This is a genomic window from Sphingomonas sp. LH128, assembly GCF_000293195.2.
Classification (GTDB): domain Bacteria; phylum Pseudomonadota; class Alphaproteobacteria; order Sphingomonadales; family Sphingomonadaceae; genus Novosphingobium; species Novosphingobium resinovorum_A.
In genome coordinates this window covers 1-15,146 of sequence record NZ_ALVC01000071.1, presented here as the reverse complement: position 1 = coordinate 15,146, position 15,146 = coordinate 1, and the positions used below count along the sequence as shown (strand labels likewise).

The 15,146-nt window shown below is 60.8% G+C and carries 19 protein-coding genes and 1 pseudogene; 5 read left to right on the top strand and 15 right to left on the bottom strand.

Annotated elements, in window-relative coordinates; translation table 11 throughout:
• Positions 1–442, top strand: a 442-nt coding sequence (locus LH128_RS33200) for a hypothetical protein (RefSeq protein ID WP_172704976.1), incomplete at its 5' end; no start/stop codon positions are given.
• A 71-nt stretch (positions 443–513) separates the two neighbouring features.
• Positions 514–744, top strand: coding sequence for a hypothetical protein (locus LH128_RS06585; protein WP_231958416.1), 231 nt, complete (start codon positions 514–516; stop codon positions 742–744).
• A 218-nt stretch (positions 745–962) separates the two neighbouring features.
• Here LH128_RS06585 and LH128_RS06580 read toward each other — a convergent pair whose 3' ends face one another.
• The 6 genes from LH128_RS06580 to LH128_RS06550 all read right to left on the bottom strand — a co-directional run bounded on the left by LH128_RS06580 (position 963) and on the right by LH128_RS06550 (position 5,277).
• Positions 963–1,922: a DUF2493 domain-containing protein gene (locus LH128_RS06580; protein ID WP_008828812.1), complete on the bottom strand. Its 960-nt coding sequence runs from the start codon at positions 1,920–1,922 to the stop codon at positions 963–965.
• Between the two features lie 467 nt (positions 1,923–2,389).
• Positions 2,390–2,605 carry a DUF6117 family protein gene (locus tag LH128_RS06575; RefSeq protein ID WP_008828811.1) on the bottom strand — a complete coding sequence of 72 codons (216 nt, stop codon included), beginning with the start codon at positions 2,603–2,605 and terminating at the stop codon, positions 2,390–2,392.
• On the bottom strand, positions 2,605–3,603 hold the full coding sequence (locus tag LH128_RS06570; RefSeq protein ID WP_008828810.1) for a DUF2493 domain-containing protein: 999 nt from the start codon (positions 3,601–3,603) through the stop codon (positions 2,605–2,607). The genes LH128_RS06575 and LH128_RS06570 overlap by 1 nt, the downstream gene beginning before the upstream one ends.
• Before the next feature lie 68 nt (positions 3,604–3,671).
• Positions 3,672–4,133: a DUF736 domain-containing protein gene (locus tag LH128_RS06565; RefSeq protein WP_008828809.1), complete on the bottom strand. Its 462-nt coding sequence runs from the start codon at positions 4,131–4,133 to the stop codon at positions 3,672–3,674.
• Between the two features lie 458 nt (positions 4,134–4,591).
• The gene (locus tag LH128_RS06555) at positions 4,592–5,014 is read right to left on the bottom strand and encodes a type II toxin-antitoxin system VapC family toxin (protein WP_008828807.1); all 423 of its coding nucleotides are present in this window, start codon (positions 5,012–5,014) and stop codon (positions 4,592–4,594) included.
• Positions 5,014–5,277, bottom strand: coding sequence for a type II toxin-antitoxin system Phd/YefM family antitoxin (locus LH128_RS06550; RefSeq protein WP_008828806.1), 264 nt, complete (start codon positions 5,275–5,277; stop codon positions 5,014–5,016). Before LH128_RS06550 ends, LH128_RS06555 begins: the two co-directional genes overlap by 1 nt.
• 249 nt (positions 5,278–5,526) lie before the next feature.
• Between LH128_RS06550 and LH128_RS06545 the strand changes: the two genes are divergently transcribed.
• Together LH128_RS06545 and LH128_RS06540 are read left to right on the top strand one after the other, a co-directional pair.
• Entirely contained in the window at positions 5,527–5,922 is a 396-nt protein-coding gene (locus LH128_RS06545; protein ID WP_008828805.1) for a hypothetical protein, read from the top strand.
• A gap of 51 nt (positions 5,923–5,973) precedes the next feature.
• Positions 5,974–6,540: an HD domain-containing protein gene (locus LH128_RS06540; protein WP_248006370.1), complete on the top strand. Its 567-nt coding sequence runs from the start codon at positions 5,974–5,976 to the stop codon at positions 6,538–6,540.
• Here LH128_RS06540 and LH128_RS06535 read toward each other — a convergent pair.
• The 9 genes and pseudogenes from LH128_RS06535 to LH128_RS06500 form a co-directional block, all read right to left on the bottom strand.
• Positions 6,537–6,851 (bottom strand): hypothetical protein, encoded by a 315-nt coding sequence (locus tag LH128_RS06535; RefSeq protein ID WP_008828803.1) that lies wholly within the window; start codon positions 6,849–6,851, stop codon positions 6,537–6,539. The genes LH128_RS06540 and LH128_RS06535 overlap by 4 nt on opposite strands.
• Positions 6,852–6,934: 83 nt before the next feature.
• Positions 6,935–7,084 (bottom strand): hypothetical protein, encoded by a 150-nt coding sequence (locus LH128_RS33195; protein ID WP_156800047.1) that lies wholly within the window; start codon positions 7,082–7,084, stop codon positions 6,935–6,937.
• The gene (locus LH128_RS06530) at positions 7,077–7,358 is read right to left on the bottom strand and encodes a hypothetical protein (RefSeq protein ID WP_008828802.1); all 282 of its coding nucleotides are present in this window, start codon (positions 7,356–7,358) and stop codon (positions 7,077–7,079) included. The genes LH128_RS33195 and LH128_RS06530 overlap by 8 nt, the downstream gene beginning before the upstream one ends.
• A 63-nt stretch (positions 7,359–7,421) precedes the next feature.
• A pseudogene (locus LH128_RS33190) lies at positions 7,422–8,015 on the bottom strand (hypothetical protein); the annotation flags it as partial.
• 103 nt (positions 8,016–8,118) lie between these two features.
• Complete coding sequence (locus LH128_RS31990) at positions 8,119–8,577, bottom strand: hypothetical protein (RefSeq protein ID WP_083274934.1); 459 nt, start codon at positions 8,575–8,577, stop codon at positions 8,119–8,121.
• Entirely contained in the window at positions 8,561–10,369 is a 1,809-nt protein-coding gene (locus LH128_RS06515; protein ID WP_037518151.1) for an integrase, read from the bottom strand. The genes LH128_RS31990 and LH128_RS06515 overlap by 17 nt, the downstream gene beginning before the upstream one ends.
• A gap of 4 nt (positions 10,370–10,373) precedes the next feature.
• Positions 10,374–12,194, bottom strand: coding sequence for a site-specific integrase (locus tag LH128_RS06510; RefSeq protein WP_037518148.1), 1,821 nt, complete (start codon positions 12,192–12,194; stop codon positions 10,374–10,376).
• Complete coding sequence (locus tag LH128_RS06505; protein ID WP_008828797.1) at positions 12,187–13,329, bottom strand: tyrosine-type recombinase/integrase; 1,143 nt, start codon at positions 13,327–13,329, stop codon at positions 12,187–12,189. Before LH128_RS06505 ends, LH128_RS06510 begins: the two co-directional genes overlap by 8 nt.
• A 404-nt stretch (positions 13,330–13,733) precedes the next feature.
• Positions 13,734–14,171, bottom strand: a complete 438-nt coding sequence (locus tag LH128_RS06500; RefSeq protein WP_037518145.1) for a hypothetical protein — start codon at positions 14,169–14,171, stop codon at positions 13,734–13,736.
• Between the two features lie 141 nt (positions 14,172–14,312).
• On the opposite strand from LH128_RS06500, the gene LH128_RS06495 reads away from it, so the two are divergent.
• Positions 14,313–14,498 carry a hypothetical protein gene (locus tag LH128_RS06495; RefSeq protein ID WP_008828796.1) on the top strand — a complete coding sequence of 62 codons (186 nt, stop codon included), beginning with the start codon at positions 14,313–14,315 and terminating at the stop codon, positions 14,496–14,498.
• The last annotated feature ends 648 nt before the right edge of the window (positions 14,499–15,146 follow it).

Genomic DNA, 15,146 nt, shown 5'->3' with positions numbered 1-15,146 from the left:
GGGCCCGCGGGTTCCTGCACTGGAGGCTTTCGTACGCAAGCGCCCGAAACTCTTCACAAAAGTGGTCGCCAAACGGGTGATGACGTGTCGCCATTATCTGCCGTTCGTATTGGCCGATAAGCTCGTGGCAGGGCTCCGTGTCGGTCAATTGGGATCGGCTGTTTTCTTCCAAAATGAGAAGAAAAAACCTTGCTTTGGGATGCCCCGGGGAACAAAATGTGTCCCAGCCGCTTTTGAAAAATTTTCTAAGCTGCTGAAAATGCTCGCTTTGGTGAGCAGCACCCGTGCGTACGGTGCATTAACAAACGGCCCTGGCCGTGCGTCCCTGCTTCGCAGCGGCTTTCCGCTGCGCCTGCCTCGTGCCGGCAGGCGCGCGGCGCCCCGAAGGGGCATCTTCGTTCTTTTTCGGCATTTTGCCGAGCCTTTCATTTTTGAGGTGTGAGACTGCCGGCAATTACGGCATCATCACTGCGTGGCGGGCGTGCCTCTCGGTGAGGAACAACAATGCCCAGAATGACTGATCGTGAAAAGCTGGCCAAGCTCGAAGCCGACCAGCGTAGCCTGGCCAGCGAGGCCGAAGCGGTACGCAAGGCACTACGACGACATTACGGTGAAATAGCCGGTGAGTTGGCTGTCGAGACGCTCTCCGAACGGGAGTTCAAGGACGTACTCACGCTCGCTATCCGGATCGGCGGGACCAAAGCTGTTACGGCTCTCAAGGCTGTGCCGGCGGCATCTCCGTGACAGTGAGAATTCGCCGGAACGGCGTCCCTGCGACGAGCACGGCGATAGCCGCGCGCAGGAGGCCGGTGTGCCAACGGCACGCCGCATCGCTTTGCGACGGACGGGCCCCCGTGGGGTCCCGTCCCTGAGCAGAGCGATTCTTACCGGCAGACAAAAAGCGTCGATGCACGAAGGGTTCACCTCCGTACATCGACGCTTTTGGGTCGTGCGCTCAGCGCTCAGCGGACCTGATCAGTGGCTTTCAGGAAGTAAGCCGGAATGCCGGCACTACGTACCAGCCGAGCGAGATGGGATTGCAGCCCGTTACCCTCGCAGACGAAAGCCTCAGCGGGGTTGAGCCGAACAAGTGCCTCATTGCGGGCGAACCCGGCCCTGCGCCCCAGCGAGCGCCAGCGCTCCAGCGTGAAGGCGACCACCTTGACCCCGGATCGCGCTGCCCAGGCCGCCGCTATGGCATCGCAGCCCTTTGTCTGGGCAGTGGTGGCAAGCACCATCTCGGGTATGCGGGTGCGGATCGCGTCGAGCCGTTCCCACACCTGCCGATGATCCGCCCACACCTGGCCTCCGGAGAAGATGACGACGGGGCCACTGGGAGCATGCGCCTCGTTCCGGCGGTTGCGGCGCGCGGCCAGGAAGTCGGATGCCGCGATAACCGACGCTGTCCGCTTGCTTGAGGCAAGCGTTCCGCGCGGGCTCGACCACGGGCGTCCGGTCTCGACGCGGTAGACCTCGGCGGCATGGTCTCGCATGCACGCGACCGCCTCGCGGGCCTCGTCGAGCCCTTGGCAGAGGGTCTGTGCATCCTCCAGCGTGGCGTTCGCGATCTCGCTGCCATCGTGCTCGCGGATCATGTCGCGCAGTTCACGTGCCGCCTTGTCGCCCTCACCGTCGAGTTGTTCGGCCACCTTGTGGAAGCTGTGCACGATACCCCAAGTGAGCCGATCAGCGACAGGCTGCAGACGCGTATCACGCAGGAGATCGAACAGCGTAGTGATCAGCATTTCGGTCGCCATCTGCGCTTCGAAGGCACCCGGCATATCGAGGTCCATCGCCTCGTCGGTGCGCACGATCCGAACTTCGCCAATCCGCGGAGAGAACGCATCCTCGAAACGATCGGTGGGTTCGTTGGCATCGTCACCCGGAATCTGGAAGGAATAGTGCGTCGTTGCAATGGTCATTTTGAACCTCCTTTTCTTGAAAGAGGTTCCCCCACCGGCGCGGGCTCCGAGCAGCGGGGTCAAGGATCGCGAAGCGACCGCGCCAGCGGCGATGGGGGTCACGATTTTGTCCGGCGGCCGCCGCGGTGCGTCGGGGATCTGCCGGTGATCCGCCGGGCAAAATGGTGGGGCCCCATCGTCCTTGAGGCCGCTGCGTTCCCGCGCCACACTTGGAGGACTTGATAGATAGAAGAAGAGCTGCCCTTGGCGGGGCTCGATGCCCCGGCAAGGGCATTGTCTCGGCAGGGCAATGGCTCACCGAAAGATTGGCTGGTCTAACGGCCCCATCAAGTGTCCCCATGCAGGGGCGCTCCCTCGCAGACAGGCAAGCTCACCGCCCAATTGGGGCTTGTCGTCTGAAGTACATCTGCCAGATACCGCTGAGCGTGCGACCACGCTTGTCGAAATCCGCACGCTCAGCGGCGCGTCTATGCCGGCGGGAGGTAGGCCTCGTAAGGGTTGCCGTCGTGGAGATGACCAAAGGGCGTCATGACATATTCGCCTGCGTCGTATCCCACAGCGCAGATGACATAGCGGGGTTCGCCTGTCACCGCATCGGTGCATTCCATCAACGCCAGATCACCATGCGATGCTGCGTCGAGCAGTGTCTGGAAATTCGCGGCATAGGCCTCCGGGATTGCCATCACACCCTCCCGCGCACGCGTTGGCGCAAAGCGACGGTATCCGCGGTCTGGTCCGTCTTGCGGAAGGCATGGATCGGTACCCCGGCTTGCCGAAGGGACTGGTAGAGGTTCGCCTGCACCCCCGAGCCTTCACACAACACGGCCTCGACCGGCCTCAGATCGACCAGCTTGCGATTGCGATCGAAGGCCTTCTTCATCCCCGAGCCGTAGAGGCGGAAGGCGACCAGCGGTACGTGCCGCCCTGCGCTGCCCGCCCAGCCTGCAGCGATCGCATCGGCCCCTGCGCGCTGTCCGGTGGTGACCAGTGTCATGTTCGGGACCCGGGCATGGATCGCGTCGAGGCGCTCGAAGATCATTGCATGGTCGTGCCAGACAGACGGACCGGAGAAGATGACGACAGGCCCTTGCGGATTATGCCGTTCGCGCGCCGCCAGACTCCTCGCCCGCAGAAAGTCGAGCGCATCGACCTGACTGGCGATGTTCTTGGAGGCGCGACTGCCGCGTGAAGGCGACCAGGGCCATCCCGACAAGGCATGATAGGTCGCGGCGGCAAAGTCGCGCATCGTCTCGATCGCCTCGCGCTGCTCGGCGACCGAACGGCAGGCAAGCTGCTTGTCCTCCAGGCTGCGTGCGTAGACCTCGCTCATTTCAGGATTGCGCGCGAGCTCACCCAGGTCCTGCGCAAGAGCATCCTCCTGCCGCTCGAGCTTGCCGGCGGTGAAGTGGAAGGAATTCACGAGGCCCCATGCTATCTCGGGCGCGAAGGGTTCCAGGCGGGTATCGGTAAGAAGATCGAAGATGCACGCGATGATCCCGCCGCAGTCCGCCTGGGCCGCGAGCGGATCGGGCATTTCAAGGTCGGTGGGCTCCTCGCCCGGCTGCATGATCGAGAGGTGTTCCGGGTCGCCGAACACTGCGCGAAACTCCGGGGTCGCGGTCATCTCGGCGTAGAGTTCCTTGAGATCGGCAAAGCGGTGAACGCTGCTTGAAGAGGTCATGGCAATCGCTCCTGAAGGAAGGAGGGAATGGCCGGAGGAGTTGCGCCTCCCCCGGCCGGCTCGGCACGTCAGAAGGCGATTTCGTCGTCGAATCCTGCCCCGGCACCCACCAGGTCACCGCCCGGTGCAGCCGTACTCTCGCCAAAGCCAACGTCGCCGCCGCCATCGCGCCTCTGGCCGCCACGGATGACCGGTGCGAAGACGTCGCGCGGCTGCTGGCGCCGCCAGGCGACGCGGAAGCCATCCTCCTCGTTTCCGAACAGCGCGATCGAGAGCGGTTCGGAAAGGCTGGGATCATCGATCGAGCCCTGCAGGAAGGCTTCGCCCGTGGAGTTGCGCGCGACGGCTTCCCAGAGCGCGCCGACCTGGACCCAGCGATTGCCGACATTGAGTGCGAGGATTTCGAAAAGCGGCGCACGCTCGTGCTCGCTCTCGACCGGGCGGAGCCCAAGTTGGGGAAGATCGATCGTACGCGTAGCGATCCAGCCAAGGGTACGACCGTTGACGACCTTGAATTCACCGATGTTCATGAGACTTACCTTTCGACGTTGCGCCGCTCGGACCCTTCCGAAACGACACCCCTCAAAATCCGTCTCTTCTCTGGAACTCGACCTCTCCCACCTCGCTGGGACCTGCGTGCAGGGCGCCACCGCGCGCCCAGACCCAGCTGGGCGGACCGTTAGAGTTGCGCTATTATCGGTACATGGACGCAGACACGATCAGGACCATTGCTGGCCTCGCGTTACAACGCTCCGTTCGCTGCGAGTCTGCGGCCAGCAGCGATGGTCTCAGCCGCCTCGGGGCCAGCCGTGCCCTCGTCCAGTTCGCCCGGGACCTGAACGCTACAGCCAATGAGCTTGAGCGCGAAGCCAGGAAGCGCAAGCGGCCTAGGTAGGTGGAACGCCGGTAAGCCATTAGGGTGTTGTTGCCCTTGCGCAGGCTGGCTCTAGTGCTCCGCCATCCGGCGCAGGTTTAATTGATATTTCCTCTAGTGCTGGCCGTAGGACCAGGGATCGATTAACGGTACGCCGGTTGCCTTGAAGTCGGCTTCGTTGCGCGTGACCACGATCATGCCGTGCACAAGCGCTGTAGCGGCAATAAGAGCATCGCGCTCTGATTTGGGATCAGGAACATGCAGGCGCGCGCAGCGGCGGGCAACAGCAAGATCAATGGGCAGAATCCGATCTTCGAAGCGGACCAGAATGTCGTTGGTCAGCCAGTCCCGATAGAGGTCGGCCTGCACTTTGTCTTTCCGCTCCTTCATCAAAATCCCCTGCTCGATCTCCAGGACCGTGATGACGGAAAGATAAAAATCCTCGGCGTCCACTGAGGCAGCCCAATCAAGTATCTGTGGAGGGGCCTTGTCGATGCGGCGGAAAATCGAAACGACATTCGTGTCGAGTAGATGCATCAGTCCAGTTCCACTTGCTTCGTAATTCCACCGAACTTTTGAAACTCGAAATCATCATCCAACGCCGCAGGATGGCTGGGTGTAAGGGATTCGAGCAAGCTCATCTTTTTCCCGCCACGTAGCTTACGATACTCATCGATCGACATGAGGACATGAGCCGGCTTGCCGCGGTCGGTGATAATGACAGGGCCATTGATCGTTGCCTTTTTGGCACGACCGACGTCCTGATTGAAGTCGCGAGCTGAAAGCGTGGTGATCGTCATGCTGAAACTCTCCTTTGTTCCTACATTGCCACATCGGCACTCCCCCAGCAAGGCTGCGTGTTGCTACGTTGCTACAAATGGCTATGCCAAAATTCATACAGATGCGTTTGAAAGGATGCGTGCATTCCACAGACGTGGCGCGAAGGGCGGGCAAGTTGATCCAGCGACCTTATTCGCCGGTAACCATTGTGTCGGCCTTTTGTTCTTGATATGTTCAGAAAAGCTCTCCTAACAGACAAAAGCAGAACGATGCATACTTGGCTCGGCTCCTACAACTATGAACTCCCCCTTCTCGACCTCATCAATGGTTCCGCGTCCGATGATGTGTCGATCGAACTGGCGGCTCGCTCACTGGGCTGCGGACTCGACAGCGGGTACTACGACGCGCAGGCTCTCGCCGACTGTCTTTCGCAGCTCTGGTCCGAGATCGAGGACGGTATATGGGATGATGGCAGCGAGGCACGGATCGAACTCGCCGGCGTCATAGGTGGCGGGGGCGACTATGTCAGGGGGCTCTACGATACCGTGCGCCACCTCGATGCGGAAAGCGCCGCCAACTACCTGGCCGCCCACGTGCGTGTGATGATGGCTCGTGCAGATATGGCCAGACTCGCGCGCGAGACGATGGCCGCCGCCGCCATTTGAATTCGTCGTGGCTGCGTGAATAACGCTCGACATAGATGCCTGCCTCACCGAATGTTGCGTATGACAGATGTCCGATCCGATCTGGTGACAAGAGCGCTGGCCTTTGCCACGCGAGCCCATGGCGCCATCGACCATCGGCGCAAATACACCCATAAACCCTACATCGAGCATCCCATCGAGGTGATGCAGATCGTGCAAGGTGTTTCGCATACGGACGAGATGTTGGCGGCCGCCCTGCTTCATGACACCATCGAGGACACGGCAGTAACCCGCGGAGATATAGAAGAGCAATTCGGGGCATCCGTCGCAGCTTTGGTGATGGAATTGACCGACCAATGCCACGAAGGAAACCGGGCGACACGCAAGGCAGCCGAGGCGGAGCGGCTCGCAACAATCTCTTCCGCAGCCCAGACGGTCAAATTGGCGGACCTTATCAGCAATACCCGCTCGATCGTTTCGAACGATCCGGTTTTTGCAGAAGTGTACCTGAGGGAGAAGGCGCTCATCCTGAGCAAGATGCGGATGGGCGATCCCGAGTTATATGCGAAGGCGTGCGAACTCGTAAACAGCGCATCAAACGTGATCGGGCTTGATGCGAACGGCTGTACGCCTACCTAACCCAGACCACTGCGAACTATAAAATCCTTCGCAGCACGTTGGGCTGGTCCGTCGATCATGCCCAGTGTCTTGAGGCGGTCAGTTTCAAGGATCGATCCAAGGTCAGCGGGAAGCTCCGCATGGTCTGTTGCGAAGCGGATAGCTTCAGCTGCGGAGGATATCTCGCCCGGGTAAGTGCCTAGCCATAGCAGGACAGCGTCGTCAGCATCCCCGGTTTGCTTAACCTGGACGAAGAAGGTGCCAAGGGGCCGATCCCAACCGATAGAAACGCTGACGCCATCCAGGCGACCAGAGAAGTCGTAGCGGCTCATCGCTGTGCTTCCTTGACCTATGGGTAAGAGACTACAGGCTCGGTCTGCCACGAGATCCGCTGGCCTAATAGACACAGACGTTCTCAATTCGAGAGGATGTGAGGGGTGCCAGCGATCTTCGACGTGGCGATTTTTACGGCGCGGATCAAGGCTTGATCAGCCATCGCTGGGATGCCGGGCTCCTGCTTGGTCGCGCTAAGGACGTAACGAGCATCAAGATTATAATCAGCCACGCGCCGCATCGTCACGGCGGTCCGCAATCAGTGCATCGCTGAGACTCACATCTGCGGGCACACGCGTACGAACCATGGCACGCACCCGAGCAAGCGCGGAGGTGGAAGTTCGCACGCGTAGTTCTCCGCCGACAACCTCAAGGCAGACGTCATCACCATCGGCGAGACCGAGTTCCTCGTGCACGTCCAACGGGATTTGCAGGTGCCCTCCCGATACCATGCGCCCCCTGTAAGTAGTCATCGCCGACTCCACCTGTGCGATCGCATTGAACATGTGCCACGACCTAATAGCCTGGCACGCCTGCACTATGGCAATGACAATGTCGTTCGATTGCGCTCAGAGAATTCCACGATGGAATTGCTCGAGCCATGTGCCAAGCTCTGGTCGCTCCGCCAGCGACACGCGGGCTGCAACCTCCTGAAACCGAACCAGCGAGGAGGGCGCGGCGGCTATGATGCCATCGATCTCCTGGTCGGACAGTAGACCTTCAGTCCTGATGAAGTCCGTCATTTTCCCCGGGCGCGTGGTGGTGCTGCGCCGCCAAAGACCCTCGACAGTGCGCAACCGCGGCGCTGCGCGCGCTTCAATGAGGACGATTATGCGCAGCCAGTGCCTGGACAATGAACGCACCTCGTCAGGCTTCATCCCAGTGCAGAAAACGCATGAGGATTTGGGTGGAACCGGCAAGCCTTCGGCCTCGATGCGACGCTCGCACGCCTCTCGGTTCCAGCCCCATTCCCGAAGAGGGTAGCGATTATCGAAACGCGGATCCTCGATTGTAGCGGCGTGCGCGTACCGCTGCCCATCACGTTTGCCAGCGTCGTAGCCAATATAGCGCACGACCTTTCGGCCTTGCGCCCAGGCGTCGATCGCTGGCTGCCAGGTTTTGATGAAGGCTTCCTGGGGTGCTGCCTTGTACTTGAGGCTGCATTAGGTCTGGACGGTTCTGTCCTCTTTGCCTCGCAAATCCTGCATTTCCGCCACTCCCAATCCCCCTCCCCTTCCAAGACGCCCCATAAGGTCGGGCCCGCCTTCAGACAGCGGAAGGATCATGTTGTTCAGCGCTGGCGCGGATTGGCACGGGTCGGCGTATCCGATCGAGTTCCTGCACGAGTTGCGCGTTGCGACGTTCGAGCCTTTCCGCGCGCTGCTCGGCTTCGACAGCGCGCTTCAGCAGGCTCGCGTTATGTGTCGCGAGTGCGACGTTGCGGTCTTCCGCATCGCGAAGAGCCGTGCGTGCGCGATCCGTCTGTCCTGCGATCCTTTCTGTGTCTTTAGCACGCTGCGCCTGAAGTCCGCGCAGAGTGGCAAGAACGCCGGCGTGGTGGGTATAGATTATATTGCGGCCAACCCCAGCAGCGCGTGCGAGAGCGGCTACCGTCGGCGCAGTGGATGGTTCACTAGCAAAGGCGCTAAGAGCCTCACGCAGACGAGCATCGGTCTTTGCCCAGCGACGGGCTTGCGGAGTGGATAAGTCAGGTTCGGATGCCATCGGCATTTCCTTTGTCGATCTGGTCGAGGATGCAACGCGATTCCTGGATACGGGCTTCGGCAAGCGCGCGGCTCTCGGCATCGAGATCATCCCGCTGGGTCAGCATGATGTTACGTTCGAGGCGCGCTTCCCAAACGTGTCTATGCCGGTCGGTCACGGCGAAGTTGGCGCAGGTCCGGCAGGTGCTTTGGGTGCGAAGGACCGGGTTCGGCTCGCACTCGCCGCCAAGGCAAGCGGAGGATTCTCGGCGGTACAGACAGTAACCCCAGTCGCAGACGCCAAGGCGCATATCCGTCTCGGCCAGGATCTCGGTGATATAGCCATCGACGTCGCCCGATCGCTTTCGCCCGCGGAACGGTGATCGTTCGGAGAGCATGACCCCCGCCTTGCCGCCAACGTGCGGAGCCAGGAGAAGGTCTTCCAGCGCCTCCCGGGTTTCTTCCGCAGTCTGGTCGTCGATCAGTTCGGCAAGCTCAAAGTCGGTGCCGACATAGGCTCGGTCGGTCATCGCGCGGTGAACGTGACCGAGGTGGCGTTGTAATGCCGTCAGGCCGGTACGATCACGCCGACCGATGAACCGGGAGAACGTCTTGCGCCCCTGATAAGTGGTCAGGCGCCAGGTGCCGTCTTGGTAGTCCGGCAGCGCGAGGAAAGGCGCAAGCCGCTCATTCAAACGACGGTTGACCAGGGGTGGTCGCAATCGCGCGACGGGCATCGACGTCGGCAGTGGCGATCGCCCCCTGCCAAGCTGATGAAGCCAGAGATTTCTATCGCCGCTAAGTTCGCGAAGCGGAGCCGAGAGACGTTCAAGAATATGGATCGCCCGCTGAACTGGCTCAGGTGCGAGCCAGCGGTGGATGTCGCCATGCTCTGTCAGCGAAGTCTTAGTGATCGTGCCGACCAAATAGACGTGTTCCTCCCCGCTGCCATCGGCCGCGTGGCGCTCAAGGCAACCCTCTTCAAGCCTCAAGATTTCCGAAGCTCGCGCGCCAACGAGATAGGCGATGACGACGAAACAGGCGTCGCCAAGCCGGTCAAGCATGAACGCAAGGCGGCGCAGCGGCCAGTTGGGATTCGCATATCGATCCGCATGAGGAATTGCCTCGTCCAGCATGGCGCGTCTGATATGCCAGTGGAGCCACCGACCCTGGTAGTGCGGTCGGAACCGTGCATGGAGATTCTCGAGATGGTCGCGCAGTGCGAGTATCTGGTCCGCCGTTCCGCCCAGCAGCTCTATAGCCCCGCTGACCAGCGGCACGGCGATCTCGTCGGGGGTGTAAGGATGGCCGCCGTAAGGTTTCCAGTGGCGCTTCCCGACTGAAGCGGCGCGGGGCGGCGGCACAGACGGTGCATCATCCAGCTTGTTGCGTTGCATGTGAAACGTGCGGATCGTGCCCAGATACCCTTCGGCGGTGCTGAGCGAGAGCAACGCTCCGCTTCTGCCGCGGCGACCGCGGAGCATTGCGACGAACCGATTGACCGTGTCTTCATCAAGATCGCTGAAGCGTCGAACATTTTCGACCGCCATCCATCGAACGAGGAAGCGAATGTGATTAAAGTGGCCCCGGATCGTACTCTGTCGGAGCGGCACCCGGCCTTCGGGGGGATCGTCTCGTAGCGACAGCAGGAATAGTTCAGCCGCATACCTAAGCGGTTTCCACTGATCGTCGCTGAACCGGCCTCCATCCGGCATTAAGAAACGCCAGTTGAACGTCATCGTGACGGACATGCTATCGTTTTGCAACGATACCGCCGGGAAATGAGCGAGCGAAGATGTCGTCACGGAGCCCATGATGCTACTCCATATCCGGCAGTGGTGGCAGAACCGGAATGAGGCGCTCTGCGTCCGGCATCATCTCGGGCGGAAACGCCGGCAGCAAATCCTCCGCCAACGCCCGAAGACTCGGAGCGTAGAAGCGTCCGAACCGGATTGGGTCAATACGCTCGCGTGCCAATTCAAGATGCCGGATGGCTTGGACGATCCGCGCGAGATGGTCCGGGTTGATCGGGACGACCAAGCCAGGACAGGCGAGGCAACCACCGAGCTTCGGGCACACTTGACCAGGGCGCGCAGACGCGTCGTCGGTCGGCCGAAGGCAGGTGTGACCGAACAGCGCGGTCACTGGCGCTGCGGTATATGATCCTCCATCTTGCGGGCGATCCGAGCTTGTTTCGCCGTGAACCCATTTGATCATCAGCGATTGGAGCCGGGCGATCGTATCGCGCTCGAGGCGGCGAACGGCCTCGCCGTCGACGTAAATATCGGTGGTTGCGACATCTGCATGATTAAGGACCGCCTTGGCCGCCATGATATCGCCCTGCGAGGCGGTATAGTGGGCGCTCGCCATGCTGCTGCGGAACAGCTTGGGCGAGAAATCGGGAAGCAACGGTCGGCGCTCATCGGGATGAGCTTCGTTCCAGGAGGCGATGGCGGCGTTCTGGCGCTCGTAAAACCGCAGCATTGCCCATCGCAGCGTGGCCTGCGCGATTTGGCCGGCGTTATGCTCTCGTTCGTTGCGGCCGGTCGTCATGAGGAACCGGTGCAGGAACAACTGGTCGCGCTCGGACGGCCCCACGTGCGGCAGCAGAGGAGCCGTCATCGCGAGAAGTTTCTCTATCAGGCGTGGCGCCGAATAGGGGCGGCGATTGTCGAACGAGCGCCGCTGCATGCGCTTGACCTTCCCACCGGCGCGGGGTTTGCTCCATTCGACCATGACGCGATGCCGGTCGAGCGGATGGGCTATCAGGCAATCCCGCTTGATTTGACGCAGCGGCCCGGCATTAGCTGCCGTCTGGATCAGCAGCGCGATGTAGAACGCCGTTAGAGCATCGGTCGTGATATGCAGATAGCCCTCGATCGAGGCGATCGGGTGCGCTTTTGGCAGAGCCTTCTTGCGGAAGCCTAGCCGCCGCAAACCATTGCCTCCGGGGGATAGACCATTGTTAGCCCGATGGAGCCGCCATATCCATCGGTCCAGTCCTTCTGTGCGCCACGAAGGGCGCGGCGGCAGCTCAGTTAGGGCTATGACGCCCTGGCCATATTGGAACTTGTCCCAGGCGACGTCGATCTCTGCGTAGCAGGCTGCTAGCACCGACCGCATCTGGAGGGGCGTTAACCGCTCTTGGGGCAGTCGCTGGGTACCGGCGAGCGGGATAGCATTGTTTGGCACCGTGAGGTCAGGGGCGAACAGACAAGGATTGTTCGCTATTGCTCGCTTTAGTACTGGCCTAACCATGCCGAGCTGGTGCGATTGCGACTTTACGCCGCGCTTACGTCCGTTGGCCGGCTTCGCCAGCCAAGTGATGAATCTGCGGATCGTTGCCGTATCAAGGTCGGCAGCGCACCCGACCCGCCCGTCTTCACGCAGGAACCTCCCGAACACGCGCAGCGCGAACCAGCGAGCGGCACGGGTCGCGGCGCTGGATGCCACGTCATGATCACGGAAGACACGGGCCATAGCTGCGCTGATGTCGTCCGGCATCCCGAACAGCGCCCGATCGAACTGCTGCACGATCTTGCCCCATTCATCGCGGAACTGAACTTTCGCGACATCCGGCGGATGGTCTGCAGGCGCCGTTTCGAGCCGCAGCGTCCGATCGAGACGAGTCCTAGCCATCGGTTGGGATCAGCTCACCATACAGATAGGCAAGGCTCTCGCTCAGGTCATGCTCATGGAGCTCGACGCAGCGCAAATAGATCGCCGTGGTTGTGATTGAGGCGTGGCCGAGCAGCACCTGCACGACCTTGAGCGGGTTGAGATCAGGATTGGTACGGGCTTGGACCTGAAGGCGGACGAGCATGGCCATCGCGAAGGTATGGCGCAGCCAATGTAGCGTACCGTGAAGCCCGGAGGCCGCAAACGCTTCCGCAAACTGTGCCGTGAGAAGCTTGTGAGTCATGGCGCGGCCATGTTCGTTCAACAGGAGATTGGATGGCATGCGGTAGCGCCTGTCGGCACGGCGAGCGCGATGAACGATCCGGGCACGCCACTCACCGATGTACCAGTGAGTATGATCGAGTAGCCGAAGCGGGGGATAGACCGTTCTTGGCCGGTCGCCTTTGGTGATATACAGCGGTACTCCAACCAGCGGCTCGCTGGCGAGGTCGAGCGGCCAGCTATCGGGAATTTGGCCGATGGCAAGCGCGCAAAGCTCTTTACGGCGCAGACCCGCTCCGAGCGCCCACTGCGCGGCAAGGCGCGCTGTCGGCCTAAGATGTGTGAATAGCCTCGCCAGTTCGGCAGCATGCAGCGGCCGCGGCAGCCTTTCGGGCCGTGAGACGATCAGTGCGTTGACCTGGCGCCGCTGCAATCCGGGACGATAGGCACCGTCGAGCATCAGCGTCATCTTCTCGGTCAATCGGAACGGGCAGTGGTCGATCAATCCCCTGTCGAGCGCCCATCCGTAAAAGCGGCACACAGTGGAGACGCGCGCGTTGATCGTGGTCCGGGCGTAGGGCCGTCCGGTATGCTGGCTAGGGTTTTCCAGCATCCGGTTGCGATAGGCGGCGATCACGCGCTCGTCGGCCTCGCGCCAATTAACCCCAGATTGCTCGAGCGCGTCGAACCAGTCGTGTAGATGCTCACCGTAGGTACGCACAGTTTCCGACGCCTGCGCGTGCCCACTGAGGTCGGCATGCTCCATGAGCCAGACGAAGGCCGGCTCGATGATTGCCATTTCCGCATCGAACAGAATCGGGAAGCCGACGGGGATGTCCGACTCACCCGCCACCGCCCGAATGATCGATACCATATCGTGGGATCCCCTTACGCTGGGGTGACAACGAACAATACCGCAATTTGGGATCTGGTCGGCAAGGAGTTCGGCGGATCGGTTGCTGGCCGGGTCGTATCGCGGCTGACGCAGGCCGTTCGACCTAGTTTATCGATGAAGGTCGCAAACGATCAGACTCGCTACGGTTCAGGCTCTGGAACGGGCTGGCGACAGGATTCGACCAACTCTCGCCGTCCGGCACTGAAGTTACGAGCGTCTGCCTGCTCCTCAACCTGTCGTCTGCCTAGCGGAAGGCTGCCCGGCTGCTACGCGCCCCCTTCGAGCCATCAGGCGACGGCAAGCCGGTCGCCGGTAGCGGAATGACAACCTTGCAATAATTTAATCGGGAAAGCGGTCCGGCGGCACACCCCCCATGGCGGACGCTACGAAATATGCTCAGCAGGTAAGTCTGCGACTTGAAGCCCGCATCTCATTTGAATTGCGCGGTTCACCTTTTTCATGGTGGGAATAAAGTGATCGATTTCCGTTTGAGGTATGGCTTCCCCGATCCTGCTGTGGGAATTAACGAAGTCCCAGCCATCCGGAGTTTGGTCGATCTGGAGAACCGAACTTTGCGCTTCGCCATATAGCCAAACGTGCGTGATGGTGTGGACGCTGCGGTGTTTCGGCAAAATCTCGACTGAATCGAGCCAATCAGTCTTATAGGTAATGCGAGCCGCGTCTGGAACGCTGTGAATTGCTGCGTTGATGCAACTTATGTCGACCGGGCCACCGAGGGACACACGACTTTGTACACCGTAAAGACGGTCACATCCGCTCAAAAAGACCATCACGCCGATAGCGAAAGTTCCAATTCTCATTTGGGAAGGTTACCCTCGCCTGCAAGGCGGCTCAATGACCACTATCCACCCTCTTACGCTGAAATCCGGACGAACCGTGAGGGCCCCATTGCGGTCGCTGCGCCGTTCGATCTAAGGTCGAGCCTGAAAAGGGGGCTCAATATGGCAAGCATCTCGAAGACCCAGCGGTTGATCTTAATCGCCGCCTTTGCCGCGCTGCTGATAGCTCTGGCTATGCATCGACTCGAAGGGCCATTTACCGGCGACTGGATTACGGTTGTCTTGAGCGCTTCTCTCTTCGGGCTCGCGTTCATGTGGGATGGTATCGCGAGCTATTTGAAGAGGTAGTGCCGTCCGCTATGCACCCGTTTTCGTCATTCCGGGAGGTGAGCGCTGCGCTCTATAGCGGCACGTCCGGTGCTCACCGCTCGGGAAGAAAACCAGCCTGACCGGACACGCCCCCTTGCAGTCATTGAGCAGAAGGTTGAGCCCACCACCGAGGCACGAACCGCATTGCGAGGACCGTCGCAGACGAGACCGTGCAGGACAAGCCCACCGCGTCGAGCATGGGGGTGCCGAAGAGAAGGAGCCAGCTTCCGCAAACTACTGCCGGACCGACTGAGCAGAAGGCAATGATGTGCTCGGACAGCCACGCACCTGCCTTCCAGATTAAAAGGCCGAGAACAATCAACCACGGCAGTGAAAGCAACCCGCCGATGAGGAACGCCGCCAAAATGCTACTGGTGATGTCAGCGACATCCCGAGACCCGTAGAGGCTGATAGCTAAAAGACCGACAATATGGGCCAAGCACGATTGACAGAAGAGTGTTTGCCGCGCCGACGAGTGTTCCATCTCACAATCTTGGCCGAAATGATGGGCTGTAGCAATGTCCGCAATCCACCCGTTTTCGCCATTCCGGGCGGCGAGCGCTGCGCTCTATAGCCGTCCGTCCGGTACTCGCCGCTCGGGAAGAAATGCAGCCTGACCGGACACGC

What these genes read in the sequence shown, in the direction of transcription:
- LH128_RS06575 (WP_008828811.1), bottom strand. Translation starts at nt 2,605, where the DNA reads ATGGCAATCCCGGAGGCCTATGCCGCGAATTTCCAGACACTGCTCGAC.
- LH128_RS06495 (WP_008828796.1), top strand. Translation starts at nt 14,313, where the DNA reads ATGGCAAGCATCTCGAAGACCCAGCGGTTGATCTTAATCGCCGCCTTT.
- LH128_RS06580 (WP_008828812.1), bottom strand. Translation starts at nt 1,922, where the DNA reads ATGACCATTGCAACGACGCACTATTCCTTCCAGATTCCGGGTGACGAT.
- LH128_RS06570 (WP_008828810.1), bottom strand. Translation starts at nt 3,603, where the DNA reads ATGACCTCTTCAAGCAGCGTTCACCGCTTTGCCGATCTCAAGGAACTC.
- LH128_RS06530 (WP_008828802.1), bottom strand. Translation starts at nt 7,358, where the DNA reads ATGTTCAATGCGATCGCACAGGTGGAGTCGGCGATGACTACTTACAGG.
- LH128_RS06565 (WP_008828809.1), bottom strand. Translation starts at nt 4,133, where the DNA reads ATGAACATCGGTGAATTCAAGGTCGTCAACGGTCGTACCCTTGGCTGG.
- LH128_RS06535 (WP_008828803.1), bottom strand. Translation starts at nt 6,851, where the DNA reads ATGAGCCGCTACGACTTCTCTGGTCGCCTGGATGGCGTCAGCGTTTCT.
- LH128_RS06515 (WP_037518151.1), bottom strand. Translation starts at nt 10,369, where the DNA reads ATGGGCTCCGTGACGACATCTTCGCTCGCTCATTTCCCGGCGGTATCG.
- LH128_RS06585 (WP_231958416.1), top strand. Translation starts at nt 514, where the DNA reads ATGACTGATCGTGAAAAGCTGGCCAAGCTCGAAGCCGACCAGCGTAGC.
- LH128_RS06555 (WP_008828807.1), bottom strand. Translation starts at nt 5,014, where the DNA reads ATGCATCTACTCGACACGAATGTCGTTTCGATTTTCCGCCGCATCGAC.
- LH128_RS06545 (WP_008828805.1), top strand. Translation starts at nt 5,527, where the DNA reads ATGCATACTTGGCTCGGCTCCTACAACTATGAACTCCCCCTTCTCGAC.
- LH128_RS06505 (WP_008828797.1), bottom strand. Translation starts at nt 13,329, where the DNA reads ATGGTATCGATCATTCGGGCGGTGGCGGGTGAGTCGGACATCCCCGTC.
- LH128_RS06540 (WP_248006370.1), top strand. Translation starts at nt 5,974, where the DNA reads ATGTTGCGTATGACAGATGTCCGATCCGATCTGGTGACAAGAGCGCTG.
- LH128_RS06500 (WP_037518145.1), bottom strand. Translation starts at nt 14,171, where the DNA reads ATGAGAATTGGAACTTTCGCTATCGGCGTGATGGTCTTTTTGAGCGGA.
- LH128_RS31990 (WP_083274934.1), bottom strand. Translation starts at nt 8,577, where the DNA reads ATGGCATCCGAACCTGACTTATCCACTCCGCAAGCCCGTCGCTGGGCA.
- LH128_RS06510 (WP_037518148.1), bottom strand. Translation starts at nt 12,194, where the DNA reads ATGGCTAGGACTCGTCTCGATCGGACGCTGCGGCTCGAAACGGCGCCT.
- LH128_RS06550 (WP_008828806.1), bottom strand. Translation starts at nt 5,277, where the DNA reads ATGACGATCACCACGCTTTCAGCTCGCGACTTCAATCAGGACGTCGGT.